The 25,293-nt window shown below is 62.3% G+C and carries 25 protein-coding genes and 1 pseudogene; 18 read left to right on the forward strand and 8 right to left on the reverse strand.

Going from position 1 to position 25,293, the window contains the following annotated elements; translation table 11 throughout:
* The first annotated feature begins 58 nt into the window (after positions 1 to 58).
* Genes nuoN through ACVWVY_RS26040 form a run of 5 tightly spaced genes read left to right on the forward strand, consistent with a single transcriptional unit; the run spans position 59 to position 4,727 of the window.
* Positions 59 to 1,501: an NADH-quinone oxidoreductase subunit NuoN gene (nuoN, locus tag ACVWVY_RS26020; RefSeq protein WP_456629038.1), complete on the forward strand. Its 1,443-nt coding sequence runs from the start codon at positions 59 to 61 to the stop codon at positions 1,499 to 1,501.
* Positions 1,498 to 2,310 carry a biotin--[acetyl-CoA-carboxylase] ligase gene (locus ACVWVY_RS26025; protein ID WP_456629039.1) on the forward strand — a complete coding sequence of 271 codons (813 nt, stop codon included), beginning with the start codon at positions 1,498 to 1,500 and terminating at the stop codon, positions 2,308 to 2,310. The genes nuoN and ACVWVY_RS26025 overlap by 4 nt, the downstream gene beginning before the upstream one ends.
* Positions 2,310 to 3,980, forward strand: a complete 1,671-nt coding sequence (locus ACVWVY_RS26030) for a ribonuclease J (RefSeq protein ID WP_456629040.1) — start codon at positions 2,310 to 2,312, stop codon at positions 3,978 to 3,980. The genes ACVWVY_RS26025 and ACVWVY_RS26030 overlap by 1 nt, the downstream gene beginning before the upstream one ends.
* Before the next feature lie 60 nt (positions 3,981 to 4,040).
* Positions 4,041 to 4,445, forward strand: a complete 405-nt coding sequence (gene mce, locus ACVWVY_RS26035) for a methylmalonyl-CoA epimerase (RefSeq protein WP_108516251.1) — start codon at positions 4,041 to 4,043, stop codon at positions 4,443 to 4,445.
* A gap of 6 nt (positions 4,446 to 4,451) precedes the next feature.
* Positions 4,452 to 4,727 (forward strand): DUF1467 family protein, encoded by a 276-nt coding sequence (locus tag ACVWVY_RS26040; protein WP_456629041.1) that lies wholly within the window; start codon positions 4,452 to 4,454, stop codon positions 4,725 to 4,727.
* A gap of 142 nt (positions 4,728 to 4,869) precedes the next feature.
* Here the strand turns inward: ACVWVY_RS26040 and ACVWVY_RS26045 are convergent, their stop codons facing one another.
* Positions 4,870 to 5,109 (reverse strand): PilZ domain-containing protein, encoded by a 240-nt coding sequence (locus tag ACVWVY_RS26045; protein WP_426538048.1) that lies wholly within the window; start codon positions 5,107 to 5,109, stop codon positions 4,870 to 4,872.
* 524 nt (positions 5,110 to 5,633) lie between these two features.
* Here ACVWVY_RS26045 and ACVWVY_RS26050 point away from each other — a divergent pair.
* Together ACVWVY_RS26050 and ACVWVY_RS26055 are read left to right on the forward strand one after the other, a co-directional pair.
* Positions 5,634 to 5,987, forward strand: coding sequence for a hypothetical protein (locus tag ACVWVY_RS26050; RefSeq protein ID WP_456629042.1), 354 nt, complete (start codon positions 5,634 to 5,636; stop codon positions 5,985 to 5,987).
* 32 nt (positions 5,988 to 6,019) lie between these two features.
* Positions 6,020 to 6,640, forward strand: a complete 621-nt coding sequence (locus ACVWVY_RS26055; RefSeq protein WP_456629043.1) for a class I SAM-dependent methyltransferase — start codon at positions 6,020 to 6,022, stop codon at positions 6,638 to 6,640.
* A gap of 788 nt (positions 6,641 to 7,428) precedes the next feature.
* On the opposite strand, the gene ACVWVY_RS26060 is transcribed toward ACVWVY_RS26055, so the two are convergent.
* Positions 7,429 to 7,761 carry a hypothetical protein gene (locus ACVWVY_RS26060; RefSeq protein ID WP_456629044.1) on the reverse strand — a complete coding sequence of 111 codons (333 nt, stop codon included), beginning with the start codon at positions 7,759 to 7,761 and terminating at the stop codon, positions 7,429 to 7,431.
* A gap of 283 nt (positions 7,762 to 8,044) precedes the next feature.
* Here ACVWVY_RS26060 and ACVWVY_RS26065 point away from each other — a divergent pair, with 283 nt between their 5' ends.
* The 3 genes from ACVWVY_RS26065 to mtnK all read left to right on the forward strand — a co-directional run bounded on the left by ACVWVY_RS26065 (position 8,045) and on the right by mtnK (position 10,556).
* Complete coding sequence (locus tag ACVWVY_RS26065; RefSeq protein WP_456629045.1) at positions 8,045 to 8,494, forward strand: hypothetical protein; 450 nt, start codon at positions 8,045 to 8,047, stop codon at positions 8,492 to 8,494.
* 293 nt (positions 8,495 to 8,787) lie between these two features.
* Positions 8,788 to 9,252, forward strand: a complete 465-nt coding sequence (locus ACVWVY_RS26070) for a hypothetical protein (protein ID WP_456629046.1) — start codon at positions 8,788 to 8,790, stop codon at positions 9,250 to 9,252.
* Positions 9,249 to 10,556 carry an S-methyl-5-thioribose kinase gene (gene mtnK, locus ACVWVY_RS26075; protein ID WP_456629047.1) on the forward strand — a complete coding sequence of 436 codons (1,308 nt, stop codon included), beginning with the start codon at positions 9,249 to 9,251 and terminating at the stop codon, positions 10,554 to 10,556. The genes ACVWVY_RS26070 and mtnK overlap by 4 nt, the downstream gene beginning before the upstream one ends.
* Positions 10,557 to 10,592: 36 nt before the next feature.
* Here the strand turns inward: mtnK and ACVWVY_RS26080 are convergent, their stop codons facing one another.
* Both ACVWVY_RS26080 and ACVWVY_RS26085 read right to left on the reverse strand, forming a co-directional pair.
* Entirely contained in the window at positions 10,593 to 10,991 is a 399-nt protein-coding gene (locus tag ACVWVY_RS26080; protein ID WP_456629048.1) for a calcium-binding protein, read from the reverse strand.
* A gap of 204 nt (positions 10,992 to 11,195) precedes the next feature.
* Positions 11,196 to 12,089 carry a hypothetical protein gene (locus ACVWVY_RS26085; RefSeq protein ID WP_456632310.1) on the reverse strand — a complete coding sequence of 298 codons (894 nt, stop codon included), beginning with the start codon at positions 12,087 to 12,089 and terminating at the stop codon, positions 11,196 to 11,198.
* Between the two features lie 276 nt (positions 12,090 to 12,365).
* On the opposite strand from ACVWVY_RS26085, the gene ACVWVY_RS26090 reads away from it, so the two are divergent.
* Positions 12,366 to 13,217 carry a universal stress protein gene (locus ACVWVY_RS26090; RefSeq protein ID WP_456629049.1) on the forward strand — a complete coding sequence of 284 codons (852 nt, stop codon included), beginning with the start codon at positions 12,366 to 12,368 and terminating at the stop codon, positions 13,215 to 13,217.
* A gap of 143 nt (positions 13,218 to 13,360) precedes the next feature.
* Here ACVWVY_RS26090 and ACVWVY_RS26095 read toward each other — a convergent pair whose 3' ends face one another.
* The 4 genes from ACVWVY_RS26095 to ACVWVY_RS26110 form a co-directional block, all read right to left on the reverse strand.
* The gene (locus ACVWVY_RS26095; RefSeq protein WP_456629050.1) at positions 13,361 to 14,395 is read right to left on the reverse strand and encodes an ABC transporter permease; all 1,035 of its coding nucleotides are present in this window, start codon (positions 14,393 to 14,395) and stop codon (positions 13,361 to 13,363) included.
* A gap of 11 nt (positions 14,396 to 14,406) precedes the next feature.
* Positions 14,407 to 15,909 carry a sugar ABC transporter ATP-binding protein gene (locus ACVWVY_RS26100; protein WP_456629051.1) on the reverse strand — a complete coding sequence of 501 codons (1,503 nt, stop codon included), beginning with the start codon at positions 15,907 to 15,909 and terminating at the stop codon, positions 14,407 to 14,409.
* Positions 15,910 to 15,915: 6 nt separating this feature from the next.
* Positions 15,916 to 16,935 (reverse strand): sugar ABC transporter substrate-binding protein, encoded by a 1,020-nt coding sequence (locus ACVWVY_RS26105; protein ID WP_456629052.1) that lies wholly within the window; start codon positions 16,933 to 16,935, stop codon positions 15,916 to 15,918.
* 150 nt (positions 16,936 to 17,085) lie between these two features.
* The gene (locus tag ACVWVY_RS26110; protein WP_456629053.1) at positions 17,086 to 17,487 is read right to left on the reverse strand and encodes a globin; all 402 of its coding nucleotides are present in this window, start codon (positions 17,485 to 17,487) and stop codon (positions 17,086 to 17,088) included.
* Here ACVWVY_RS26110 and ACVWVY_RS26115 point away from each other — a divergent pair.
* The 7 genes and pseudogenes from ACVWVY_RS26115 (at position 17,478) to ACVWVY_RS26145 (ending at position 25,293) form a co-directional block, all read left to right on the forward strand.
* Positions 17,478 to 17,768: a hypothetical protein gene (locus tag ACVWVY_RS26115; protein ID WP_456629054.1), complete on the forward strand. Its 291-nt coding sequence runs from the start codon at positions 17,478 to 17,480 to the stop codon at positions 17,766 to 17,768. The genes ACVWVY_RS26110 and ACVWVY_RS26115 overlap by 10 nt on opposite strands.
* A 206-nt stretch (positions 17,769 to 17,974) precedes the next feature.
* On the forward strand, positions 17,975 to 18,343 hold the full coding sequence (locus ACVWVY_RS26120; RefSeq protein WP_456629055.1) for a DUF2946 domain-containing protein: 369 nt from the start codon (positions 17,975 to 17,977) through the stop codon (positions 18,341 to 18,343).
* Between the two features lie 93 nt (positions 18,344 to 18,436).
* Positions 18,437 to 20,818, forward strand: coding sequence for a TonB-dependent receptor family protein (locus tag ACVWVY_RS26125; RefSeq protein ID WP_456629056.1), 2,382 nt, complete (start codon positions 18,437 to 18,439; stop codon positions 20,816 to 20,818).
* A gap of 30 nt (positions 20,819 to 20,848) precedes the next feature.
* Positions 20,849 to 22,062, forward strand: a pseudogene (locus ACVWVY_RS26130) (exo-alpha-sialidase).
* Positions 22,059 to 22,559 (forward strand): TlpA family protein disulfide reductase, encoded by a 501-nt coding sequence (locus ACVWVY_RS26135; protein ID WP_456629057.1) that lies wholly within the window; start codon positions 22,059 to 22,061, stop codon positions 22,557 to 22,559. Before ACVWVY_RS26130 ends, ACVWVY_RS26135 begins: the two are co-directional and overlap by 4 nt.
* A 49-nt stretch (positions 22,560 to 22,608) precedes the next feature.
* Positions 22,609 to 22,986, forward strand: a complete 378-nt coding sequence (locus ACVWVY_RS26140) for a DUF2946 domain-containing protein (RefSeq protein WP_456629058.1) — start codon at positions 22,609 to 22,611, stop codon at positions 22,984 to 22,986.
* Between the two features lie 99 nt (positions 22,987 to 23,085).
* On the forward strand, positions 23,086 to 25,293 hold the full coding sequence (locus ACVWVY_RS26145) for a TonB-dependent receptor family protein (RefSeq protein ID WP_456629059.1): 2,208 nt from the start codon (positions 23,086 to 23,088) through the stop codon (positions 25,291 to 25,293).

Below are 25,293 nucleotides of genomic sequence, written 5' to 3' on the forward strand. Positions count from 1 at the left end.
TTTCAAGCGAAGTGGGAACCGGTTCGCATGAAGAAAACGCGTCAAGGATAAGTCCGCCATGAGCTTCTCAAGTGCAGGTTATCAGTTGCTGCCGGTGCTGCCGGAGCTGGTGCTGGCCGTCGGCGCCATGGTGCTGTTGATGCTCGGCGCCTATCGCGGCGAGGGAACGACCAGGCTCGTCACCACGCTTGCGGTGGTGCTGCTGGTCGTCACCGGCGCACTGGAACTGATGCTGCCGACCGGCAAGCTCGCGACCTTCGGCGGCAGCTTCATCGTCGATGATTTTGCCCGCTTCCTGAAGACCCTTGCGATCATCGGCTCGGCGGTGACGCTGATCCTGTCGACGGAGTTTTTGTCCGATCCGTCGCGGCGCATTTTCGAGTATTCGATCCTGGTGCTGCTCTCCACGCTCGGCATGATGGTGCTGATCTCGGCCGCCGACCTGATCATGCTCTATCTCGGGCTCGAGCTGATGAGCCTCGCGCTCTACGTGGTCGCCGCCTCTAACCGTGACAACGCCAAATCCACCGAGGCCGGCCTGAAGTACTTTGTGCTCGGCGCGCTGTCCTCCGGCATGCTGCTGTACGGCGCCTCGCTGATCTACGGCTTCACCGGCACGGTCGGATTTGCCGGCATCGCGGCGGCGGTGAAAACCGGCAGCGTCGGCATCGTGTTTGGCATCGTATTCCTGCTGGCCGGGCTCTGCTTCAAGGTGTCCGCCGTCCCGTTCCACATGTGGACACCCGACGTCTATGAGGGCGCACCGACGCCGGTCACGGCGTTCTTTGCCTCGGCGCCGAAGGTCGCAGCGCTCGCCGTGTTCACCCGTGTGACGTTGACGGCTTTCCCCGGCATCGTCCCGCAATGGCAGCAGATCCTCGTCTTCGTCGCGATCGCCTCGATGGCGCTGGGCTCGTTCGCCGCCATCGGGCAGAAGAACATCAAGCGCCTGATGGCCTATTCGTCGATCGGCCATATGGGCTTTGCGCTGGTCGGGCTCGCCTCCGGCACCGTGGAGGGCGCGCAGGGCGTCCTGGTCTATATCGCGATCTATGTCGCGATGACGCTCGGCACCTTCGCTGTGATCCTGTCCATGAAGCGCGCCGGTCAGCCGATGGAGCAGATCAGCGATTTTTCAGGTCTGTCGCGCACCAATCCGCTGCTGGCGTTCTTCTTCGCGATGCTGCTGTTCTCGCTGGCCGGCATTCCGCCGCTCGCAGGCTTCTTCGCCAAATGGTACGTGTTTGTCGCCGCGATCAAGGCAGGCCTGTTCACGCTCGCCGTCGTCGGCGTGCTCTCCAGCGTGGTGGGCGCGTTCTACTATCTCACCATCATCAAGGTGATGTACTTCGACGAGCCGGCCGGCGAGATCGAGCCGATGCGCATCGAGCTGCGCACGGTGCTTGCGGTCGCCGGCATCTTCAACATCTTCTTCTTCGTCTACCCGGGGCCGCTGGTCAGCGTCGCCACGACGGCGGCGAAGTCGCTGTTTCCAGGATGACTTTCGTACTCGGTCCCCGGGCTACAGCGGTGGGCCACCGCCTCATTGCCTTCGATCAGGCCGGTTCGACCAATGCGGAAGCCATGGCGCACGCGCGCCAGGGCGAGCGCGGTCCGACCTGGTTCGTCACCACGGAACAGACGGCGGGCCGTGGCCGCCGGCAGCGTGCCTGGGTCGCGCCGCGCGGCAACCTCGCCAGCAGCGTGCTCGAGGTCATGGATGTTTCTCCCGCTGTTGCGGCGACCATGGGCTTCGCCTTTGGTTTGGCGCATGAAAGCGCGCTGCAGCGTGTCAGCGTCGAGGCCAACCTGCGGCTGGCCGGATCGGATCAATTGCAATATCTCCTGAAATGGCCGAACGACATTCTGGTCCGCGGGCAGAAGCTTTGCGGTTTGCTGGTGGAGGCCGAGGCCATGACAGACGGCGGCCTTGCCGTTGTGGCGGGGATCGGCACCAACATCATCGCCGCCCCCGAGGGCACGCCGACGCCGGCCACGTCGCTGGCCGCGTTAGGCGTCCATGTCGGTGCGGAAGAGCTGTTCACCGCGCTGTCGGATGCCTGGGTCGAGTTCCGCGGCATCTGGGACAATGGCCGCGGCTTCAGTGAAATCCGAAAGCTGTGGCTGGAGCGTGCCTTTGGCGTCGGCGAGCCGGTCGCGATCCAGACCGGAACCACGAAGGTGGAAGGCACGTTCGATACGATCGATGATACCGGCTGTCTGATCGTCCGCACCGCGGACGGCAGGCGCATGCCGATCACGGCCGGCGAAGTCTTTTTTGGTACGGCAGCGTCGGTAGGAGCAGCCTGATGGGGCGGCCGGATGAATTGACCTTTGCGCCGCTCGGGGGCGTCGGCGAGATCGGCATGAACCTGTCGATCTACGGGCTGGGCAACCGCAACCAGCGGTCCTGGCTCGCGGTCGATCTCGGCGTTTCCTTCGGCGACGAGGAGCATTTGCCGGGGATCGACCTGATCATGCCCGACATCCGCTTCCTGGAGAAGGAGCGCAAGAACCTGATGGGCCTGGTGCTGACGCACGCCCATGAGGACCATTTCGGCGCCATCATCGACCTCTGGCCGAAGCTGCAATGCCCGGTCTATGCCACCAAATTCAGCGCGGCCTTGTTCGAGGCCAAATGCGCCGCCGAGCGCAATCCGCCGAAGATCCCCGTGACCGTGGTGCCGTCGGGCGGCCGGATCAATCTCGGGCCGTTCACCGTCGAATTCATCCCCGTCGCGCACTCCATTCCGGAATCGCATGCGCTGGCGATTCACACCTCCGTCGGCACCGTGCTCCATACCGGCGACTGGAAGATCGACCCGACGCCAATCATCGGCCTGCCGACCGACGAGCGGCGCCTGCGCGAACTCGGCGATGCCGGCGTGCTGGCGCTGGTCGGGGATTCCACCAACGCGGTGCGGGAAGGGCGCTCGCCCTCGGAAACGGAAGTTGCCGCCACCATCGCCAAGCTGGTGAAGGCGGCCAAGGGCCGGGTCGCCGTCACGACCTTTGCCTCCAACGTCGCGCGCGTGAAAGCGGTGGCGGATGCCGCCAAAGCCGCTGACCGCGAGGTGGTCGTGGTCGGCCGTGCCATGGAGCGCGTGGTGCAGGTTGCCCGCGAGACCGGCTATCTCGATGGCGTGCAGAATTTCCGCGGCGCCGATTATTATGGGCATTTTCCGCCGGACAAGGTGCTGGCGCTGTGCACCGGCAGCCAGGGCGAGGCGCGGGCGGCGCTGGCCAGGATCGCCAATAACGACCATCCGCAGGTGACGCTGAACAAGGGCGACAGCGTGATCTTTTCCTCGCGCACCATCCCCGGCAACGAGAAGGCGGTCGGCGCCATCATCAACGGCCTGGTCAGCCAGGGCATCGAGGTCATCACCGACCGCACCGATCTCGTCCACGTCTCCGGCCATCCGCGCCGCGACGAGCTGCGCGACATGATCTCATGGGTGCGTCCGCAGATCCTGATCCCCGTCCATGGCGAGGCGCTGCACCTGTCCGAGCACGCCAAGCTGGCGCGCACCGCCGGCGTGCCGAAGGTGCTGATCTGCCGCAATGGCGACCTGGTCAAGCTCGGTCCCGGCGATCCCGCCGTCATCGACGAACTGCCGTCGGGGCGGCTCTACAAGGACGGCAATATCCTGGAGGATTCCAAGTCCCGCGCCGTGGTCGAGCGGCGGCGGATGGGATTTGCCGGCTGCGCCTTCGTGGCGATCGCCATGACCGACAAGGGCGAACTGGCCGACGATCCCGAGGTTGATCTCGTCGGCATCCCCGAGAAGAATGCGGCCGGCGAGGTGATCGACGAAATCGTGTTCGATGCGGTGGTTTCGACGGTGGAAAACCTGCCGCGGGCGCGGCGGCGCGATGCGGACGCGACGGCGGAATCGGTGCGCCGCGCGGTGCGGGCCGTCATCAACGAGAACTGGGGCAAGAAGCCGATTTGCCTCGTTCATGTGCTGACGGTTTGAGGTAGAAAGCGTTTTCGAAACCGAGCGGGTGCGCCGGGAAGAAGCAGGGAGTGAAGTGTCATGCTGGGCCGGCTCAATCATGTCGCGATCGCGGTCAAGGATGCGGAAAAGGCTGCAAAAATCTATGGCGGTGCGTTCGGCGCCGAAATCTCCGGCGCGGTGCCGCTGCCGGAGCATGGCGTCATCACCGTCTTTGTGACGCTGCCCAACACCAAGATCGAGTTCATCCAGCCGCTCGGCGAGGCCTCGCCGATCGCCAAATTCGTCGAGCGCAACGCCGACGGCGGCATCCATCACATCTGCTACGACGTGCCCGACATCATCGCCGCGCGCGACAGGCTGATCAGCGAGGGCGCGCGCGTGCTCGGCGACGGCGTGCCGAAGATCGGCGCCCACGGCAAGCCGGTGCTGTTTTTCCACCCGAAGGATTTCTCCGGCGCGCTCGTCGAAATCGAGCAGGCTTGAACGGCGATGGCCTACAGCATCTCCACCGCGCTTGCGATCTACTTTGTGCTCTGGTGGGTCGTGCTGTTCGTGACCCTGCCGTTCGGCGTTCGCAGCCAGCATGAGGACGGCGAGGGCGCGCCCGGCACCGATCCCGGCGCCCCGGTCATGGCGCGAATGGGCTACAAGCTGCTCTGGACCACGCTGATATCGGGCGTGGTTTTCGGCATCGGCATGTGGGCGTATTACCAAGGCTATCTGAACATCGAGCGGCTGTCGAAGCTGATGGGGCTGCCGTTCTGACCCCACGCCGCAGAGCGCGGGCACAAAATCTCGAAAACAACCCCATGCAAAGTGGAATGGGCCCGGGTTCCCGGTACTGACGCCGCTTACGTCCGGGGCACCAGATGGACCGTCGTCACGGCCCAACTATCCTAATCCTGCTCTAATCGAACGCGACGCCGATCCGCTTGTCCGTTCGCCAGGCCACCCGGCAGTGGCGGCGCGTATGATCGCCCGAGACCACCAACCAGAAGCTGTCGGGGACGCCGACCGGACTGGCGACTTCGATTGCAGCGCCGGTGTCCGATACATTCCGGATGGTGCAGTCGATAACGCCGCCATTGAACTCGATGGATCCTGCCTTCAATACCCGGTGCCGGGGCGCTGCGCGATGGTTCTCCAGCACCTGAAGCGGTTCAGGTGCCTTGGGCTCGGCTCCCTTCGCCGCCTGTTGCTCCAGCAGCCCTTGGGCGTGCCGCGTTGCGGCCTGGATGGTCTCGTTGGTCAGCGATGGCCTGATTCTGGCCCAGGCGAGCCGGAAGCGGACCTGGCAGTCCTTGTAATTGATGGCGGGCCCGCGGTCATTTGGGGTCGGAGGGAGCCCGTAGACGGTGCAAGCCCACCACCAGTGCGGACCATCCGCCTGCTTCATCATCCGTCCGACCTGGAAGCCGCGCCAGACTACCTCATAGTCGTCGTCCTGGCGGGCGCCGCCGATGACGGTGGGCCGCAATGCAATCGCGTCTGGGTCGTCAGTTGTCACCGGATGCCCCTGATCCGATCCTGAAGGTCGAAAGATACCGATAGTCACATCTAAGCTGCCGCGACAATAGCCCGGTGGAGGATTCCTTGGGTAGTATCCGGGTTCTGACAAATCCGGCGGGATCGGCTAATTTTGCGCCGGTCCATTCCGGCTGGGGGAAATGAATGAATTTTCAGCGTATTTTATTATTACTTGTGGTTCTGCTCGCCGCAGGCCTTGCCGGCGCCTTCTACATGAACTGGAAGACGCTGGGGCAGCTTCGGACGGTGAAGGCCTTTGTGGAGAGTTCGGTCTTCGCCGACGCGGTCGCGGCCTGCGAGAGGGTGCAGAGCACGACTCCGTTCAAATGGACGGGTGGTAAGCAGACTGCCGTCATCGGCCTGACTTCCGTCAAGCTGAACAAGGACACGATCTTCCCGAGCTACACCCTGGTCGCCGATAGCGTCTTTTGCGACTATGATCCCGTGAAGAAAAAGGCCGACATCGGATCGAACTTCCTGGAACGGGAAACATTCTAGGCGCGGGCGATACGTGGTGCGGGAGTTGGCAAATGGCGTCGGAAGATGCCGCAGGGATCATCGACCTGTACCAGCGCAAGGCGCTGGACTGGATCGAGAGCCGCGCACGCACCAGGTTAATTGAAAAGTCCTGGCTCGACCGATTCCGGGCGCTGCTGCCGCCCGCTGCGCCGATCCTCGACATCGGGTGTGGATCCGCAGCGCCAATGGCCGCGTACCTGATCGAGCTTGGCCATTCCGTCGTTGGCGTCGATTCCTCCCCGGCCATGATCGATGTCTGCCGCGAGCGGTTTCCGAAGCAGGAATGGATCGTCAGCGATATGCGCGGGCTTGCCTTGCAGCGGACTTTTTCCGGCATCCTGGCGTGGGACAGTTTCTTTCATCTCTGTTACGACGACCAGCGCCGGATGTTTCCGGTGTTTCGCGCGCATGCTGCGCCGAACGCGGCGCTGATGTTTACGAGCGGTCCCGCGCATGGAGAGGCGATCGGGAGTTTTGGGGGCGAGCCGCTGTATCATGCGAGCCTCGACCCGGCCGAATATCGATCATTGCTCGACCGGAACGGGTTTCGCGAGGTGTCGCATGTCGTCGAGGACCCCGACTGCGGCGGCCATACCATCTGGCTCGCGCAGCTCATTCGGCGGAAACAGTGAAGGCAGCGGTCATTGCAGCTGTGCATTCCCTGCCAGTTGGCGCAATCGTCGTGTCCGGAGGCTGCGACGGCCCGGATAAATGGGCAGTCGGTGCCGCGCGCCAGGCCGGGCTACCTATCATCGAACACTTGGCGGACACGTCGGGCTGCAGGCAGCGGTTCGAATTCACGAAAGCCTTTTACGCTCGCAACTAGGTTGTCGCAGATGATTGCGACCGGGTGATCGCGTTTCCTGCACCTGACCGCAAGGGCGGAACGGAAGACACGATCAAGCGCGCATTGAAGGCCGGCAAACCCGTCGATATCCGCTGATCGCCGGCGCGCTGGCGTCCGCGCCTTCAAGACTATGCTCCGATCACGCGCCACGCGAAGGTCGATACGCTGAAGATCTACGATCGCCGGGAAAGCGGCTTGGGCGGTCACGCAGGCGGGGATTTCTCTAGTTTGCTGAATTGCCGACCGGGCAACCTCTGAACTCCCAGGCCTGAGACGGGACATTCGGATCCGGTTGAAGGTACTCGCAAACAAACGTCCGGCGCACTTTACCCCATGTTCGATAGACTAGGGAGGCAGTGACCACGAGGATGGACTCGCCACTCAAAAGACGATCGCGGTCCCAGGGTTTTACAATCGCAATCTCGCCGGTTGCGCTGCTCTCATGCGTCGTAGAAGGAAAAATGACGCTGCCACCGCTTCCGGGTGGTTGGATGTCTACGCATGCCGGCGCTGCTAGGTTGATTATCCGCCAGCGCGCTTCAGGGAACTCGAGCATTGACGTGATTGGGCGGCTCAGGGGTAGTGCGATGATGCCCATGCCGACGTGAACGTTGGTCGCGGGCTCTCTGCCCACATTTCGGTAGTCGAGAGTGGCGGCAGGCCTTCAGCGTGCTCGACCGGCCGCGTCCAGTCGCCCCGGCTTGGTGCTAGCCAGGCCCGGTTGGCGGCCTCAACGGTATATTGGAGCGTATCGTCTGTAATGCGGAGTATGATCGCATTGTAGATCGTCGCGATTACCAATGCGACGGTCGCTGTTCCAACCACCGCGGTCCATCGTGCGACCGGGTCAACCACTTTGAAGAAATTGCGAAGATCGAGAATGTCCCAAAGAATCGGGATCAGCATTTACCCGACGGCAAGCACTAATAGCGCGGCAATCTTCCAATCCATGGGCAGCCACCACTGCGTTTATAGTCGAAGTCTGGCATCCGATAACAGCCCTTAACGGACACCAGGATTTGACTCGCCTGCCTCCGTTCTGCAGTCGAGCCAGCGGCGCGCAAGCGCTGACATGTTCCGCGCCGCGTGCAGCACAGCCCGTGCTGGGGGACACCCACTACCTGTCGTTGACACGGAAGCTTGTCAGACGGAAGCTACCAACACTGGGCTGACATGGGAGGGCACAGTGATGAACACGATATCGGAACATTCGATCGAAATTACTATCCTGTTGACGGTCATAGTGATCATAACAGGTATCGTGCTCATGGTAGCAATACCGCAACGCAACCAGAGCCGGTACGTAATGGAGTTGATGAAGGACCCGGCTATCCAAGCTCGATTGAAGGACACTAGCGTGGACTTCGCTGAGCTGTTGCGCGCCATCAGAGACGCAGAGCGCGCTGCGCCTACTCCGCCCCGAGAAGGCATTATGGACAAAGTTATTGCCGATATCACTTGGGATGTTGCGGGGCTCATTGGAATAGTCGTCACATTGGTCATATGTTACGTAGTTGTGTTTAAGAATTCCGCAGACATTCCGCGTGAGCTGTTGGCCGGTTGGACGACCATCCTGGGATTCTATTTTGGCAGGTCGAAAAAAGTGACGACCGCCGGCTTGCGGACGCGGGATGGCTGAGGCCTCGAGCGAACCGACCGAAGTCAAAACCACGCCGCGGGCGTCGCATGTGGCCCATGCCTGGCTGCGCGGTCCTGTCTTCCTCGAGCTGGCCAGCTAGGCTATCCGCCGACGCCAGCATCCCAATGCGCTTACGGCCGCGATCGTCGATCGCGTTATTCGCGGCGGCTTGGTCGACCAGTTGCTAGATGATCCGAGGCTCGAATGTACGAAGTGAAGCTTCCGCCATCGGCTGCACGCCGGAAGAGTTCGCGGCCGCGCTCGAGGCCCACCGCGCGGCCGTCGAAAGCCACATGATGGGCAAGCCGGGCATCCCGGCGCCGGTCGCCGGCGAGCTGGTGGTGTTCCTGGTGCAGCGGATCCCCGATACCGGCCCGGTCAAAGAGCGCGGGCCCGACAAGATCGTGATCGCGCCTTACACCATCGTCGACGATACGCCGCTGCCGCCCGGGCAGCAGCTAGCCCTGGATACGCTGCGGCTGTATCGTGCGAGCCTCAACCCGGCCGAATATCGATCATTGCTCGATAGGAACGGGTTTGATGTGGTGTCGCATGTTGTTGAGGACCTCGACTGTGGTGGCCATACCATCTGGCTCGCGCAGCTCATTTGGGACACTGGGTCAAATGCCGAACGCTGGTCGCCGACAGCGTTTTGCGATTATGATCCGGTCAAGAAAAAGGCCGATATCGGATCGAATTTCCTGGAGCGGGAGTGCGTGAGACCTTTCGCACCGGCATTGGGGGGCAGACTGCGATGAGTTCACAGCAGCGATCATTGGCTGATCCCCGGCAGGACGAATATCGAATTCTTCATGAGGCCGACCTGCGGGACTACCTCGCTGGCGTCCCGGCGGTCGCGGTCCGGCTTGGCGGCGCCCCGGCCGTCTGGTCGATCAGCGAGGTCGGCGACGGCAACCTCAATCTCGTGTTCATCGTCAAGGGGGACGCGGGCGGCATCGCCGTCAAGCAGGCGCTGCCTTACGTGCGGCTCGTCGGCGAAAGCTGGCCGCTGCCGCTGTCGCGCTCGCACTACGAATACCTGGCGCTGACGCATCAGGCGCGGCTGGCGCCCGGGCTGGTGCCTGATGTGCTGCACCACAACGAGGGGCTCGCGCTCGTCGTCATGGAGTTGATCGAGCCGCATATCATCATGCGCAAGGGGCTGGTTGCCGGCACGCTCTATCCGCGCTTTGTCGGGGACATCGCGACCTTTCTGGCGCGCACGCTGTTTTTCTCTTCCGACCTCGCGCTTCCTGCCGCCAGGAAGAAGGAGGGGATCGCGGCGTTCGCGGGCAACCATGCGCTGTGCAAGATCACCGAGGACCTGATCTTCACCGATCCCTACCGCGTGGCCGAGCAGAACCGCTGGACACAGCCCTGGCTCGATGCGACCGCGGCCGCGTTTCGGGAAGATCTCGACCTCCACGTCGCGATCTCGCGGCTGAAGGTTAAATTCCTGAACGCGCCGGAGGCCCTGATCCATGGCGACCTCCACACCGGCTCGATCATGGTGACGGAAGGCTCGACTGTCGTGATCGATCCCGAGTTCGCTTTCTACGGACCGATGGGGTTCGATCTCGGCGCGGTCATCGCCAATCTCCTGATGAGCTATCTGGCCTCCGCCGGCCACGAACGCTCGCCCGGCGGACGGCGGCTGTTCGAGGTCTGGGTGCTGGAAACGATCGAGAACGTCTGGACGGCGTTCGCCCATGAATTCCTCGAGCTCTGGCGGACGGAAGCTCAAGGCGACGCCTATCCGGCGACCCTGTTCGCGGGTGAAGCCGGCGCGGCGCGTCTGGAGATCGAACGGCAGGCCTATGTGGCGCGGCTATTTAGCGACACAGTTGGGTTCTCGGCCGCAAAAATCATCCGCCGTATTCTGGGCCTGGCGCACAATATCGATTTCGAATTGATCGAGGACCCGAAGCGGCGGGCCATTTGCGAGGCGCGAAGTTTGCGGTTGGCGCGTGCGATGATGGTGGAGACGGCTTCGTTCCCCACGATCGGTGCCGTGACGAAGGCGGCGCGGGAGGTTCGCGACTGGCAGCCGGATTTCGGTTGACGGCGCGCCGGCGAGGATCGCTGCTCCAAGTTGGCACTATTTCATGAGCCGCAGCAGAGCCTGTCCGGCGGGCGATCTCAATTCCTTGGCGTCCAACGTTCCATCCTTGTCCGGATTGGCTGCGTTGAAGCGCTGCTCGACGACAGCAAGATATTCGTCCAGCGTCAGCGTGCCATCACGGTCGGGATCGGCTGCAGCCAGCTCCTTGGCGCTCAACCTGCCGCGCAACTCACGCGCATCGAGCGTGCCGTCCCGATCCGGGTCAAGTTTGGCAAACATGGCGGACGCGGCCTTCTTCACCTCGGCCAGATCGAGGGTACCATCATTGTCGGTGTCGAACATCTTGATCGGGTTGGCGCGGTCCTTCGCCAAGGCGGGACCGGAAAATGCCACAGCAGCAGCCAGCGCTAGACCAACGAATGGGCGCGAAATCATGTTCTGATCTCCTAAGCAAAGCCAGTTGCAGGTACACGCACTAATAAGTGGTCGCGGTATCGGTTCCAACCGTCGCGTACTAATCACTATAGCCGAGTGCAATCTTGCTCGCAGCTATTTTGAACGGACGCGTACAAAGTCGGAGGGTAGCTGGTCTGATTTCCCAAAGGGAAGAGGCAACAGCCATCGCGTACCGTCGGGCGTTCAAGCTCGCATCCCTATCGCAGGCCGAAATGGCGGGTCGTCTTCGGGCGAAGGTGATGCAGGAGCGTAGTGATCGAATTGCATCGTGAAGGTCGCGCGTCCCTGGCTCATCGAGCGCAGGTTATTCACGTATCCGAACATGCGCATGAGCGGCACCATCGCGTTGACGGCGTTGGCGTTGCCGCGTCTGTCTTGACCCAGGATCTGGCCGCGCCGTGAGTTCAGGTCGCCGATGACCGGGCCCGTACAGTCATCCGGGGTCACCACTTCGACCTTCATGATCGGCTCGAGCAGAACGGACTTGGCCTTCTGCAGCGCTTCGCGGAAGGCCGCGCGCGCCGCGATTTCGAAGGCCTGCGTCGAGGAGTCGACGTCGTGGTACTTGCCGTCGATGAGCTGGACCTTGACGTCGACCACCGGGAATCCGGCAACGACGCCGGACGAGAGCACGCTTTCGAGACCCTTTTCGACGCCGGCAATGTATTCCTTCGGCACCGAGCCGCCGACGATCCTCGACTCGAACTCGTAGCCCTTACCCGCCTCGTTCGGCTCGACGATGATGGTCACGGCCGCGAACTGGCCGGTAGTGCCGGTCTGCCTCTTGTGGGTGTAGCTGTGCTCGACCCGCAGGGTGACACGCTCGCGAAACGCCACCTGCAGCGCGCCGATATTGGCGTCGACCTTGTGGGTGCGCCTGACGATGTCGATCTTGGAGGCGAGATGGAGTTCGCCCATGCCCTTGAGAATGGTCTGGCCGGATTCCGGGTCGGTCGTCACGCGGAATGACGGATCTTCGGCGGCAAGCTTCGCCAGCGCGATGTCGAGCTTTTCCCGGTCGGCCTTTGACTTCGGCTCGATCGCGGTTTCGACCAGCCATGGCGGCTGCATGTGGATGTCGTCCGCCATCGCTCAATCTCATACCTTCAATCGTTCGACTGAATAATACCCGGCTTTTGATATGCGCTTGGTGATCACTTGACTTAAATCAAAGGGGCCGACCGATTGGCGCGTACGGTTGTCCATCTATCAGATCTGCTCTTCATAATCTCTTGCCTGCAGCCCAAGCCTAGCGATTCTGCCAGCGAGTTCGCCCTACCGACTTCTTTGAGGTAGATCGACGTCTGGTCTCGATCGTGTCCCTTAGATTGCAAAGCACGTGGGAGAATGACCATGGCAATTCGCGAAATTTTACTACCGCTCATCAGCTATCCGGTGGCAGTCGAAGAAGCCGCGATAAAGCAATCCGTATGGGTAGCGGCGCACTTGAACGCACGAATCACCGCTGTTTCGTTTGAAGTGGATGCTCGTCCGCTGGACGGCAACCTTACAAGGCCATTTTCCACGGGCGGTTTAACGATTGAACCGCCTGAGCATAAAAAGAGCCTTGAGAATGCTGAACGGATGATGGCGGTTTTGGACGCTGCAGCGCGTGAATCTGGCATCGCGTACGATAAAATAACCAAGCGCTGTGTTCCGGAGGACTTTTCGTCCTATTTGGCACAGTGCGCACGGACGATTGATCTTTCTTTGGTCCCCATCAGACCATTTGACGATATGCATGAAAAAGTGGTCGAAGGACTCATCTTCCAATCGGGGCGCCCGCTCCTGATCTTTTCAGGAGGAAGGGCGGATCGGTTACCCAATTCGTTTGATCATGCAGCAATTGCCTGGGATCACAGTCAGCAGGCCACGAGGGCAGTTGCGGATGCTATGCCGTTCTTGCAAGGCGCCAAAACAGTGCAAGTGTTCACAGTGACCGACAAAGAAGCGCCGGCGGAGCGGGAATCTGGAGAAGCCCTCGTCAAGCATCTGGCCGCGCACGGCATCAAGGCGCGGTTCGAAACGATTCCCAAGGCTGGGGCGTCAATTGGAAAGATCTTCGAAGCACATGTCAAAAATAACGCGATAGATCTTTTGGTGATGGGCGCCTATCGACATTCTCGGCTAAGAGAGTTCTTCATGCCTGGTGCTACCTATACTGTCGTTGGAGACCCGCCCTGCTGGGTTTTGATGTCGCACTAGCAATGCCGGCGAGATGAGTCGGGCCTGATCGTGGCAACGGTCAACGTTGCCGTCCATAAGGTCGGCGACGTCCCCAATTTATCCGAACCATACGGTCAGATCGAGCCGCGAACTGTGTCGCAGTGCTTCGCGCACCATGTACCTTATTCCCCGGTCCGTTCCCGCAAACGCTGTGCATAGACGTTGATGATGAGCGCCGCCAGCAGGATCAGGCCGCGGATCAAGATCTTCAGAAAGCTGTCGATGTTGACGTGGTCGAGGCCGTTGTTGAGGACGCCGAGCACGAACAGGCCGACGATGGTGTTGCCGATGCCGCCGCGGCCACCAAAGAGACTGGTGCCGCCGACCACGACGGCGGCGATCGAATCCAGGAGATACGTATCGAATTCGTTCTGCTGCGCGCTGCCGAAATGCGCCACGCCCAGCATGCCGCCGATGCCGGCGCAAACAGCCGAGATCACCATGACGCTGCCGAGGATCAGCTTGACGTTGAGGCCGGAATATTCCGCCGCCTCGCGGTTTCCGCCGACCATGTAGACGTAACGGCCGAAGCGGGTGTAGGTCAGCACCAGATGGCCCCCGAGCAGCATTAGCGCTGCCACGATCACGATCCAGGGAATGCCGCCGATCGATGTCGATCCGAGCGTCGTCACAAGCGGAGGCACCTTGTAGGCGATCTGCCCGCGCACCAGCAGCGCCGAGACGCCGGCCGCGATCTGCATCATCGCCAGCGTCATGATGAAGGAAGGGATGCCGATCACCGTCAGCCCGAACGCGTTGACGAGGCCGAGCAGGGCGCACAGCGCCAGCGCCAGCAGGATCGCGGCCCATCCGGGCATCGGGACGTTGGCGATGTTGACGTAGGAATCCTGCAGCGTGAAATAGGCCACCGCAATGCCGGTGACGTTGGCGATGGCGGCGATCGACAGATCGATTTCGGCGCACAGGATCACGAAGGTGAGGCCGACGGCGATGATGCCGGTGACCGATATCTGGGTCAGGATGTTGCCGAGATTGTCGAGCGTCGCAAAGGAGGGGCTCGCAACCGCGAAGAAGGAAAACAGGCAGATCAGCGTCAGGAACGGCGCGATGTTGCGCATCTGGGAGCGCATTATCGCGGCGAGCCCGCGAGGCCGTTTCCGATCCACGGCGACTGTCACGCCTTCACCTGAAGTCATGTCCCGTCTCCTCACGCCGCTTCCAAGAGGCGGTCCTTGCTGATCTGTTCGTTGGCAAATTCCCGCACCACCGCGCCACGCTTGAGCACGATGACGCGGTCGGCGAGCGACAGCACCGTCTCGGGCTCGGTGGAGAGCACGATGATGGCGAGCCCCTTGGTGCGCAAATCTCTGACGATGTGGATGACGTCGTTCTTGGCGCCGACGTCCATGCCGCGGGTCGGCTCGCACAGCACCAGGAGCCGCGGCGGATAGCTCAGCCATTTTGCCAGCGCCACCTTCTGCTGGTTGCCGCCGGACAGCATGCCGAGCTCGAGATCGACGGCCGCGGGCCGAATCCGCAATTGCTCGACCTGCCGGGTCGCGATCGAGCGTTCGCGCGACGGCTTGAGCAGCAGGGACGAGATGCGATCGAGGATGCTGATCGAGATGTTCTTGTAGACCGGCTCCTGCAGGAACAGCATGTCGCGCCGGCTCTCGGGAACGAAGGCGATGCCGGAACGCCTGGCGTCGGCCGTGCTGCGGAAGGCCTTTTGGTGGCCTGCGACCGCGAGCGTGCCGAGGTCGGGTTTTAACTTGCCAAACAGGATCCGCGCCAGTTCGAGCTGTCCGCATCCCATAAAACCGTAGATGCCGAGCACCTCGCCGGCGCGGGCCTCGAACGAAACCTCGCGCAGGCGGCCAGCCAGTGTCAGCCCATTGGCGTTCAGCACCACCGGCTGATCGGTCGGCGGCGGCAGCATGATGTCGTGGGTGTAGGTCTCTTCCAGTGCCTCTCGGCCCTTGCCGATCATCGCCTCGATCAGGGCCGGCTTGCTCGTCTCAGACGCGGCGGTCTCCGCGACCTTCCTGCCGTTGCGGAACACGGTCACGGTGTCGGAGACGCGCAGGATGTCCTCGATGAAATGCGAAATGAAGACGATGCTGGTGCCTTCGTCCCGCAACCGTTTCAGCGTTGCGAACAGGCGTTCCACTTCCGGCGGCGACAGCGCCGAGGTCGGCTCGTCGAGAATGATGATGCGGGCGCCCGAAGACAGCACGCGGGCGATCTCGATCAGTTGCTGCAGCCCGATCGGGAGATCGCCGAGCCGCGACATCGGATCGACATCGATACCGAACCGCTTGAGCTGCTCGCCGGCCTCCCGGGCCATCCGCCGCCATTGCACGAAGCCTAAGCGGTTGGTCGGCTGGCTGCCCAGAAATACGTTTTCGGCCACCGTCAGGTCCGGCGCGACGCTGAGTTCCTGATGAACCATCGCGATGCCGGCCGCATGCGCGTCGCGCACCGATCGAAAGCGGGTCTCCCTTCCGTCGAGGACGAGCCGGCCGGAAAAATCCGCATGCACGCCGGCGATGATCTTCATCAGCGTGCTTTTCCCCGCGCCGTTCTCGCCGACGAGACCGTGGATCTCGCCGGCGGTGAGCGCGAAGTCGACCCCACGAAGGGCTTCGACGCCGCCGAAGGCCTTCGTGATGTCGTGCAGTTCGAGGATGGGCTGATGTCCCCTGGACATGCTGGCTCAGATCAGGAAGTGGTCCTCCATCCATTGCATGCCGGCCGCGTTGGCCTTCGTCACCACCGGGCCGTCCGTGATCACATGCTTCGGGATGCCCTGTCCGCTCTTCTCGCCGCCGGTCACCGCGGCGACGCCGGCGATGATGGCGCCGCCATGGATGCGGCAGGAGGGGTTGCGGACGGTCGCGAACATGCGGCCTTCGCTCACCGCCTGGATCGCCGGCGGCATGGCGTCGACGCCGCCGATCAGGATGTTGGTGCGGTTGCGCGCCTTCATGATGTTGGCGGCGGCCAGCGCCATGTCGTCATTGTGGAAGAACGCCGCATCGATCTGCGGGTACTTCGTCAAATAGGTCTCCCACAACCGCGCGGCCTTCGAGACGTCCCAATCCGCCGGCTGGGTGTCGAGCACCTCGATGTTCGGGAATTGCTTGATGACCGTCTCGAAGCCCTTGGCGCGACCCTGCGCGCCGGTATGGCCGAGCGCGCCTTGCGTCATGATGACCTTGCCCTTGCCGCCGATGGCGTTGCAAAGCGCCTGGGTCACCGACGCGCCCATGAATTCATTGTCGGGCGCCAGGAACGAATGAACCTTGATCTGGTCGAGTGGCGCGATCAGCGTGTCCATGTCGATCACGGGAATGCCGGCGTCGATCATCTTCTGCACGGGCTGGGTCAGCGTGCCGATGCCGAACGCCTGGATGGCGACGAAATCCCATTTCTGCGACGCCATGTTGTCGATCGCGGCGCGCTGCTTGACCGCGTCGAGCTGGCCGTCGAACCAGGTGACCTCGACGTTGAACAGCTTGCCCCACCATTCCGCCGCCTGCTTGCCCTGGGCGCACCAGGTGGCCTGCAGGCCTGCATTGGAGAACGCGGCCTTCAGAGGTTTCTCCGAACGTGCCGCTGCCGCCAGCGCCGGGTTGATACCCAACCCGCCGAGCAGGGCGGTTGCCGCGCCGCCAGTCGCCGCCGCTTGAAGAAGATTACGCCTTGTCGTAGAGGATTTCTCAGTCCCGGACATCGCTCGCTCCCTCGTTTGTCGTTTTATTACCGACGGCGTCGATTGAACGCGCCGCGGATCGAGGCAGTCTTTCACACTCGGCGCGAATGTCCACCGGCTGACTTGATCGTCCGTATCAATGAGTTTCAGGAAGCGTTGGTGCTCGTCGTTTCACTGCGCTGCAACGAGACTTTCGATGTCACCGAGCAATTTCCGCCACGCCGCATCGATTTCGTCCGACCAGTCTGCTCCGACGATTTCGCGCAGCGCCTGCGCGATGATGCCGAAGAAGGCGACGAACAATTCGCGCGGCGTGCCGTAGGCGTCGTGCGAGGAAACCTCTGAGATGATCAGGCGGAAATGGCCGGTGCGTTCTCCGGCAAAATCCAGGATGGCGTCGATCGTCAAAGCCAGCATCGAACCCATGACGAGTTCGCTGCCCTCGGTGCGGAACATCGCTCGTGCTTCGGGATGCGCGTCGAACAGGCGGCGATAGACCAGCGGCGTCAGATCCTCGCAACGCTCGGCGGCCAGTTCAAAACTTCGCTCGATCGGATTTGACGATGCCATCATTGTCGCTTGCGATCGTCTTGAAAAAGGATGGTCTCGAAAAAAAAGAGCAGGGCGCCAAGCCCTGCTCAAAAATTGTGTCGACCCTTAATTTCCTCGCAAATGTAGATTTGATCTTGATTGTCGAGGCGACGCTGCTTGTGCGCGTCAGGGCTCCTCCCGAGACTTGGACCACCAAGCTTGAGCCTCTCGGCCAGCCTGAGCTTGGATTGGTAGACCATCTTTTTCGACTTGTCACCATTTTCGGCAACCTTTGTTCAAAATTCCAGCAATCTGCGAAATGAATGAGAATTTGCTACTATCGGTTGTGGATTTAGCTGCAATACCCCCGAGGCTTGGTATTGAGGTAGGGTCGGTAGGGCGCCTTGCCTGTGGCGTAAAAAGCATCGCTTTCCGCCAGGTTTACTCCTTGAAGCCGCAACATAGTTCCGGGAACCTGATCTCGACTTCGGACTCTCATGGTGATTAGGTCCGAGTCGGATGGTTTGCGATGCGCTGGCTGAAGAAATTTCTGCCCATAGTCCTGTTTGCCCTGGCGGTGCAGATTTTTGCACCGATCGGCGCATGCTGGGCGGCGAGCATCGCGGCCTCGGATCCGCTCGCCGGCGCCGTCATCTGCCACGGCAATGCTGCGCCCGGTGCAGGGCAGACCGATCAGACCGGCCACCGCGCTCATGACGGATGCTGTTCGGTTTGCAGCGTGCTGCAGACCGGCGCGCCGGTCGACGTGCCGCAGATTGCGGTGATCGACGTCGATCGGGTTGCCGAGCAGGCGGCCTGGTTTGATTTTGCCTTCCGGCTGACGAACGCTCGCGCCGGCTCACACGCGCAGGCGCGCGCCCCTCCCGCCATTTCCTGACGACCTGGAACACCCAATGATCGGTGCGGCGATTGCCGCGCCGGTTGGTGCAGTCATTCGAGCCGGCCAAAGAGCTGGCGTCAGGAATATCTTATGTATCGTTATTACGCCTTGGGTGGCGCGAGCTTAGCCGTACTCGGCGGCTCGCTCTCCCTGATGCCGTCGACCGCAAAGGCCCAGACGTCGTTGCCGGCGGTGACCATCGAGGCGCCGCGCGCCACAGCGGCAAGACCTGCGGCCCGAAAGCCGGCCGTTCGCTCGTCCGCCCGGACGCAGGCGCGGCCGGCCTCGACCAACCCCGCGCCATCAGCCTCGCTAACCGCGGGCATTACCCCGAGCGTGGCGCGCGCGCTGCTCTATCAGGCACCCACTGGCCAAACCGAGACGACCATCGATCGCAGCCAGTGGGACAACCGGCCGGCGGTTACCGTGGCCGACGTGCTGCGCGAGAGCCCCGGCATCTCGGTGAAGCAGGGCAACGGGCCGCGCGATATCGGCATTTCGATTCGCGGTTCCAATGCCCGGAATGGTTTTGGCATCCGCAATCTCGTGATCTTCGACGACGGCTTTCCGGTCACGCAGCCGGACGGGCTTTCCCGCAGCGATCTGATTGATCCGCGCGCCTATGGCGCGATCGATGTCATCCGTGGGCCGTCGTCGGCGCTCTATGGCAATTATGCCACCGGCGGCGCGCTGAATTTCCGCACCCGCCAGGGCCGCACCATCGACGGCGTCGAATACGGCGTCGATGGCGGCAGCTTCGGCTACCTCAACAATTATCTGGCCGCGGGCAAGAAGGTCGGCAATTTCGAATACTCGCTGTTTGCCAGCGACGCGCGAGGTGATGGGTTTATCCAGAACAGCTGGTACAATACCCAGACGGTGAACTTCCTCGGCACGCTGCACCTCACGCCCGACGACCGCTTCACCGTCAAGTTCATCAACAACAATCTGGAGACGCGGCTGCCGATCCGGCTGTCGCTGAACCAGTACAATCAAAATCCGTTCCAGCAGGGATGCGAGTTCGCCGGCATCACCGCCTGCGCCTCGGTCCCCCTTTTCAACAACGGCTTCAACGGAGCGCGTACTCCCATCACCGCGATCCAGGCCGGGCTCGGCCGCGAGGATCGCCGCACCATCGTCGGCGGCCGTTGGGAGCACGATTTCGACAACACGACCACCTGGCGCAACCAGTTCACGTTCGACGATCGCAACATCAGCCAGCCGACCGGCGCCACCAGCGCGATCGGCGATTTCCCGTCCTACAATTACATGAGCGACGTCACCAAGCGCGGTGAAATCCTCGGGATGGAATCGACGACGTATTTCGGGGCTTGGTACAACACGCTGGCGGCGTCGAGCGACACGCGCAATGTCATGCCGGGGGGCAATGCGAAGCTGGGCCTGCTGCAGAGCAACACCTTCAGCAGCACCTCCAACTACGGGGGTCGCGCGCGCGAGGAGGTCAAGATCGCGCCCAATTTGACCGCGATTGCCGGCATCGGCTGGGAAACGACGGTCCTGAGGGGCGTCAATACGACCTATGCGTATCCGACGACGAATGTCCCGACGGCGGTGACCACGCTGATATCCGCCGACCGGCAATTCCAGAACACGGCGCCCGAGCTGGCGCTGCTCTACAAGCTCAATCCCGAATGGCAGTTCCGGGCGCGGGTCGCCACAGGTTACGGCACGCCGCAGGTCGGCAACCTCTTTGTCCTCTCGAACGGTCAGAACGGAAACAATACGCAGCTCAAGACGCAGCAGAACCTCGGTTACGACATCGGGTTCGACTGGACGCCGAACAACACGCTCAGATTCAGCGCGACCGGATTCTATGAGTTCTTCAAGAACGAGCTGGTTTCGCAGGCCACCCAGGTCGGCGCGCCCAATGCGAGCTTTACGTTCAACGCGCCGAAATCGGAGCATCGCGGCGTCGAGCTTGCCGCCGACTGGAAGTTCTATCCGGGCTGGCGGTTCACGGCCGCCTATACCTACCTCGACGAGTTCTACACCGAGTACACCGAGAATCTCGTCAATGGAGGGACGTTCAGCTTCAATCGCGCGGGTAACAAGATTCCCGGCGTCTCACCGAACGAACTGACGGCGCGGCTTGGCTACGATCAGATGTGGGGGCCGCTTGCGGGCCTCGGGGCGTTCGTCGAAGTCCAGTGGAAAGATTCGTTCTACATGGACAACGCCAATCTGCTGAAGGCGCCCGGTTACGAACTGGTCAATCTCAACGTCCATTACAACACGGATCTCAAGTCCGATTACTTCAAGTCGTTGAGCATGTATGCCGAAGTCAGGAACGTGTTCGATCGTACCTATGTGGCTTCCGCCAACAACATCGGCAACACGGTGAATGCCGCCGGCATTCAGAACCCGGCCGCCGTGCTGGCGAACACCACCGGCTCGATCTACGCCGGCTCGCCCCGCGCCTTCATCGCGGGAATAAAGCTGGCGTTCAAATGATAGGACCACACGGCAGAAGGAGTTAAGGCCATGCTGCGAATGAGCTTGCTTGCGACGCTCGCGTTCTCGCTTTGCCAGACGGCGGCGCAGGCGCAGATGAGCCATCACAACCATGCCTCGGAAGCGGCGTGCGAGGAGGCCGAGTTGCGGTGCGCGTCGAAGGTCACGCCGGCCTTCGCGTCAGACGGAACGCTGTGGCTCGCCTGGATGGCGGGGAGTCAGATCTCGGTGGCAAGCTCGAAGGATCAGGGGCGCAGCTTTTCGACGCCGGTTCAGGTGACAAAAGAAAAGCTCAAGCTCGATTGGGGTCCGGATGCGCGTCCCCAGATCGTGGTCGAGAAAAACGGCGGCATCGCGCTGGCCTTCTCGATCTTCCGGGACAAGGCGTTCAACGGGCAGGTGCTCGCCACAAGGTCGATCGACGGCGGCCGGAACTTTGCCGAGTTGCAGCCGATCACTGCGAACAATGAGAGCCAGCGCTTTGCGGCGCTCGGCCTCGATGCTGACGGATCGGTGTTCGCGGCCTGGATCGACAAGCGCAACCGCGTACCCGCGAAGCAGGAGGGCAAAAAATACGAAGGCGCAGGGGTGTTCTTTGCGTCATCGAAGGACGGCGGTGCGTCCTATGCCGAGGCACGGCTCGCAAGCGACAACACCTGCGAGTGCTGCCGGCTCGGTCTGGCATTCGCAGGCCCCGGCCGTCCCGTCGTGGTGTTCAGGAATCTCTTCGAAGGCGGTGTGCGGGATCACGCGGTCATGACGTTCGCCGATCCGGCGACCCCGGGCGAGGTTCGTCGCGTCAGCAACGACGACTGGCAGATTTCCGCCTGCCCGCATCACGGCCCAAGTCTTTCGATCTCGTCCGCGGCACCTACCATGTGAGCTGGTACACCAACGGCAAGGCCCGCAAGGGATTGTTCTATGCCCGCTCCCAGGACGAGGGCCGTACGTTTTCCGATCCGCTTCCGCTTGGCCGCGCCGACCGCAACCCCACGCGGCCGTTCGTGCTGACGGGCCCGCGCGGCGCCACCATGGTCTGGAAGGAATTCGACGGCGAGAAGACCTCGGTCAATGCGATGACCTCGCATGATGAGGGCAAGAGCTGGTCGACGCCGGTCACGATCGCCACGACGACGGATACCTCCGACCACCCGCTGCTGGTCAGCGACGGACAGGCGACCTACCTTTCCTGGATGACCAAGGCCGACGGATATCGCCTGCTGCCGATTGGAGATGGATCATGAAACGCCGCCTGCTGGCTGCCATATTCCTGTTTGCCTCTCTGGCCACTGCGCCGGCAGCCGAGACGCCGTCCGAGCTCAAGCCGTTCGTGCGGGGCAGCTGGCAGGAAATGCTGCGCTCGCACGCCGGCCGTCCCACGCTGGTGCATTTCTGGGGCGTCACCTGCGGCCCCTGCAAGGTTGAATTGCCGCTGCTCGGACAATTCATGAAAGACAATGCCGAAGTCGACGTCGTGATGATCAGCGCCGATCTCGTTCCGAATCTGCCGGGTGCTGCGCGCGCGATGCTGGAGAAGGCCGGGCTCGGGGCCGCGGAGAACTGGCTTTTCGCCGACGGCTTTGTCGAACGCCTCCGATTCGAGATCGACCCGGCCTGGCAGGGTGATATCCCGCGCACACTCTTGATCGCGCGGGACGGAACCGTCACCACGATCGAAGGTTCGGCCGAAATACCGGACCTCGAAAAATGGTCGGCCCAGCAAAAGGCTGCGGCGAAATGAGAAACGTGCATGGTGGGCGCTACGGCGACTCGGACGCTTTGGGGTAAGCATGCGACGGCGGCTGGAAGTCTTCATTCCAATCGTACTGTTCTCGATCATGGTGCAGTTGCTGGCGCCGATCGGGGCCTTTCGCGTGGTCGCACATGCGGCCTCCGATCCGCTCTACATGGCAACGATCTGTTCCGGAATGGCGTCCGCGCAGGACGCCTCACAGGCTATTCCCGTCAAGCCGCAGCACGGTGTCAATTGCTGCGGTTTCTGTAGCATCGGCCATAGCGGCGCCGTTGCGGTCGATCCGCCTCCATTGATTTTTGTCGTCCTGCAGCGGCAATACCGGCTTATCGCGTGGCTGGAAGCTACGGATCATATGCCGCTGGTCCGCGCCGGATCGCACGCGCAGGCGCGTGCGCCTCCCACCTTTTCCTGACGACCTCGCTACCTCCCATCAAGATTGGTGCGGCCCCGCGGCCGTGCCGGTCCGTACAGTCGAGCAAGCCGGCCAAAGAGCTGGCGTCAGGATCATTCCATGTTTCGTATTCCTCCACCCGCCGGGCTGGTGCGCAGCACGCTGCTGGCATCGGCTGCGGTCTTCGCCTCTCCCTTCGACGCCCAGGCCCAGTCCGAGCGAACAAGCCTTCCGCCCGTGACCGTCACGGCGCCGGAACAGAAGCGCGCCGCCGGCGTCCGCCCGCCGCGCAACGCGACGCGGTCCGCAACCGCGGTCAGGCAGGTGCGCGCTCCGGCGCCGCAGACCGCCGGCGATCAGGGGCAGGGCGGTCGCGGCGCGCTGGCGGTGCTGAGCGCGCAGCAGGCGCTGACCGAGATCAACAACACCCCGGGCGGCGTCGCGATCGTGCCGGCTGCGGCCTACAAGAATTCGACCGTCGCCAACACCATCAAGGACATCCTGGACTACGTGCCTGGCGTTTTCGCGCAGCCGAAATGGGGCGACGACACCAGGCTTTCGATCCGCGGCTCCGGCCTGTCGCGCAACTTCCATCTGCGCGGCGTCCAGCTCTACATGGACGGCATCCCGATCAACACCGCCGACGGCTACGGCGATTTCCAGGAGATCGACCCGACCGCGTACAAATATGTCGAGGTCTGGAAGGGTGCCAATGCGCTGCAGTTCGGCGCGAACTCGCTCGGCGGCGCCATCAATTTCGTGATTCCGACCGGCCGCGATCCATGGCCGAACGGGGTGTCGGTTGGCATCGGCGCGTTCGGGTTCAAGCGGCTGCAAGCCAATGCCGGCGGCGCCAACGGGCCGTGGGACGGGTTCGTCACCGCCGCGACGCAGGCCTCCGACGGCTTCAGAGATCACAGTTTCGGCAGCGCCACCCGCGTCAGCGGCAATGTCGGCTACCAGTTCTCGCCGGATGCGGAGACGCGGTTCTATTTCAACGCCAACGAGGTTCGCCAGCGCATCCCCGGTACCGTCACCAAGCAATCGGCCCTGACCACTCCCGAAGCCGCCAATCCCGCCAATGTCGCGATCGACCAGCAGCGCAACATCGACACGGTGCGGGTGGCCAACAAGACGACCATCCGGCTCGACGACACCAAGATCGAATTCGGCGCCTTCGGCGTCGACCGCCATTTGATGCATCCGATCTTCCAGTGGCTCGATTACAGCTACAAGGACTATGGCGGCTTCGCCAAGGTGACCGACGACCGTTTCATCGGCGGCTTTCGCAACCGCGTGGTCGCCGGCATCAACATCCTGAACGGCAGCATCGACAACCAGCAGTTCCAAAATCTCGGCGGGCAGAAGGGCGCGCTGTTGTCCTCGTCGATCGACCGCTCCAAGAATACCTCTGCCTATATCGAGGATAGCTTCTACTTCCTGCCGAACGTGGCGGCGATCGCTGGAACGCAATTCCTCTACGCAACGCGGGGCCGACAGGATCGCTTTCTCAGCAATGGCGACCAATCGGGGTCGACCGAGTTCAATCTGTGGTCGCCGAAGACCGGCCTGCTTTGGAATATCGATCCGACCTGGCAGGCCTTTGCCAACATCTCGCGCAGCGCCGAGGTGCCGAGCTTTGGCGAAAGCTCGAACGGGCCGGGGATACCGTTCATTCCGTTCACCAGTATCCGCCCGCAGACCGCCACCACCTATGAGATCGGAACGCGGATGAAGCGACCCGATTACGCCTGGGAGCTCTCCGCCTATCGCGCCAACATCCGCAACGAACTGCAATGCCTCTACAGCGCGTTCGGCAATTGCAACGTCACCAACGCCGACCGCACCGTCCACCAGGGCATCGAAGCAGGGGCGGGCGCGGCGATTTTCCACGGCATCTTCAACAACGGCCCGGCACCGGACAAGCTTTGGTTGAATCTGACCTACACGTTCAACGACTTCCGTTTCGACAATGATGCCACCTTCGGCAACAACCTGCTGCCCGGCGCCCCGCGCCACTACCTCCGCGCCGAGTTACTGTACAAGAACCCGAACGGATTCTATTTCGGACCTAATGTCGAATGGGTGCCGCAAGCCTATTTCGTCGATAGCGCGAACACCCTGAAGACCGAGGCCTATGCACTGCTCGGGTTGAAAATGGGCTTTGACAATGGCGGGCCGGTTTCGGCCTATATCGAGGGGCGCAATCTCGCCAACAAGGCCTACATTTCGAGCACCAGCATCATCAACCAGGCGACCGCCACGTCACCATTGTTTGAACCGGGTAACGGAAGGGCTGTTTTTGCCGGGATGAAGTACAGATGGTAG

Source organism: Bradyrhizobium sp. URHC0002 (genome assembly GCF_054059515.1).

Bases quoted from the DNA above. Each gene is read 5' to 3' on its own strand.
- nuoN (WP_456629038.1), top strand. From the start codon at position 59: ATGAGCTTCTCAAGTGCAGGTTATCAGTTGCTGCCGGTGCTGCCGGAG.
- ACVWVY_RS26025 (WP_456629039.1), top strand. From the start codon at position 1,498: ATGACTTTCGTACTCGGTCCCCGGGCTACAGCGGTGGGCCACCGCCTC.
- ACVWVY_RS26030 (WP_456629040.1), top strand. From the start codon at position 2,310: ATGGGGCGGCCGGATGAATTGACCTTTGCGCCGCTCGGGGGCGTCGGC.
- mce (WP_108516251.1), top strand. From the start codon at position 4,041: ATGCTGGGCCGGCTCAATCATGTCGCGATCGCGGTCAAGGATGCGGAA.
- ACVWVY_RS26040 (WP_456629041.1), top strand. From the start codon at position 4,452: ATGGCCTACAGCATCTCCACCGCGCTTGCGATCTACTTTGTGCTCTGG.
- ACVWVY_RS26050 (WP_456629042.1), top strand. From the start codon at position 5,634: ATGAATTTTCAGCGTATTTTATTATTACTTGTGGTTCTGCTCGCCGCA.
- ACVWVY_RS26055 (WP_456629043.1), top strand. From the start codon at position 6,020: ATGGCGTCGGAAGATGCCGCAGGGATCATCGACCTGTACCAGCGCAAG.
- ACVWVY_RS26060 (WP_456629044.1), bottom strand. From the start codon at position 7,761: ATGCTGATCCCGATTCTTTGGGACATTCTCGATCTTCGCAATTTCTTC.
- ACVWVY_RS26065 (WP_456629045.1), top strand. From the start codon at position 8,045: ATGAACACGATATCGGAACATTCGATCGAAATTACTATCCTGTTGACG.
- ACVWVY_RS26070 (WP_456629046.1), top strand. From the start codon at position 8,788: ATGATGGGCAAGCCGGGCATCCCGGCGCCGGTCGCCGGCGAGCTGGTG.
- mtnK (WP_456629047.1), top strand. From the start codon at position 9,249: ATGAGTTCACAGCAGCGATCATTGGCTGATCCCCGGCAGGACGAATAT.
- ACVWVY_RS26080 (WP_456629048.1), bottom strand. From the start codon at position 10,991: ATGATTTCGCGCCCATTCGTTGGTCTAGCGCTGGCTGCTGCTGTGGCA.
- ACVWVY_RS26090 (WP_456629049.1), top strand. From the start codon at position 12,366: ATGGCAATTCGCGAAATTTTACTACCGCTCATCAGCTATCCGGTGGCA.
- ACVWVY_RS26095 (WP_456629050.1), bottom strand. From the start codon at position 14,395: ATGACTTCAGGTGAAGGCGTGACAGTCGCCGTGGATCGGAAACGGCCT.
- ACVWVY_RS26100 (WP_456629051.1), bottom strand. From the start codon at position 15,909: ATGTCCAGGGGACATCAGCCCATCCTCGAACTGCACGACATCACGAAG.
- ACVWVY_RS26105 (WP_456629052.1), bottom strand. From the start codon at position 16,935: ATGTCCGGGACTGAGAAATCCTCTACGACAAGGCGTAATCTTCTTCAA.
- ACVWVY_RS26115 (WP_456629054.1), top strand. From the start codon at position 17,478: ATGCCATCATTGTCGCTTGCGATCGTCTTGAAAAAGGATGGTCTCGAA.
- ACVWVY_RS26110 (WP_456629053.1), bottom strand. From the start codon at position 17,487: ATGATGGCATCGTCAAATCCGATCGAGCGAAGTTTTGAACTGGCCGCC.
- ACVWVY_RS26120 (WP_456629055.1), top strand. From the start codon at position 17,975: ATGCGCTGGCTGAAGAAATTTCTGCCCATAGTCCTGTTTGCCCTGGCG.
- ACVWVY_RS26125 (WP_456629056.1), top strand. From the start codon at position 18,437: ATGTATCGTTATTACGCCTTGGGTGGCGCGAGCTTAGCCGTACTCGGC.
- ACVWVY_RS26135 (WP_456629057.1), top strand. From the start codon at position 22,059: ATGAAACGCCGCCTGCTGGCTGCCATATTCCTGTTTGCCTCTCTGGCC.
- ACVWVY_RS26140 (WP_456629058.1), top strand. From the start codon at position 22,609: ATGCGACGGCGGCTGGAAGTCTTCATTCCAATCGTACTGTTCTCGATC.
- ACVWVY_RS26145 (WP_456629059.1), top strand. From the start codon at position 23,086: ATGTTTCGTATTCCTCCACCCGCCGGGCTGGTGCGCAGCACGCTGCTG.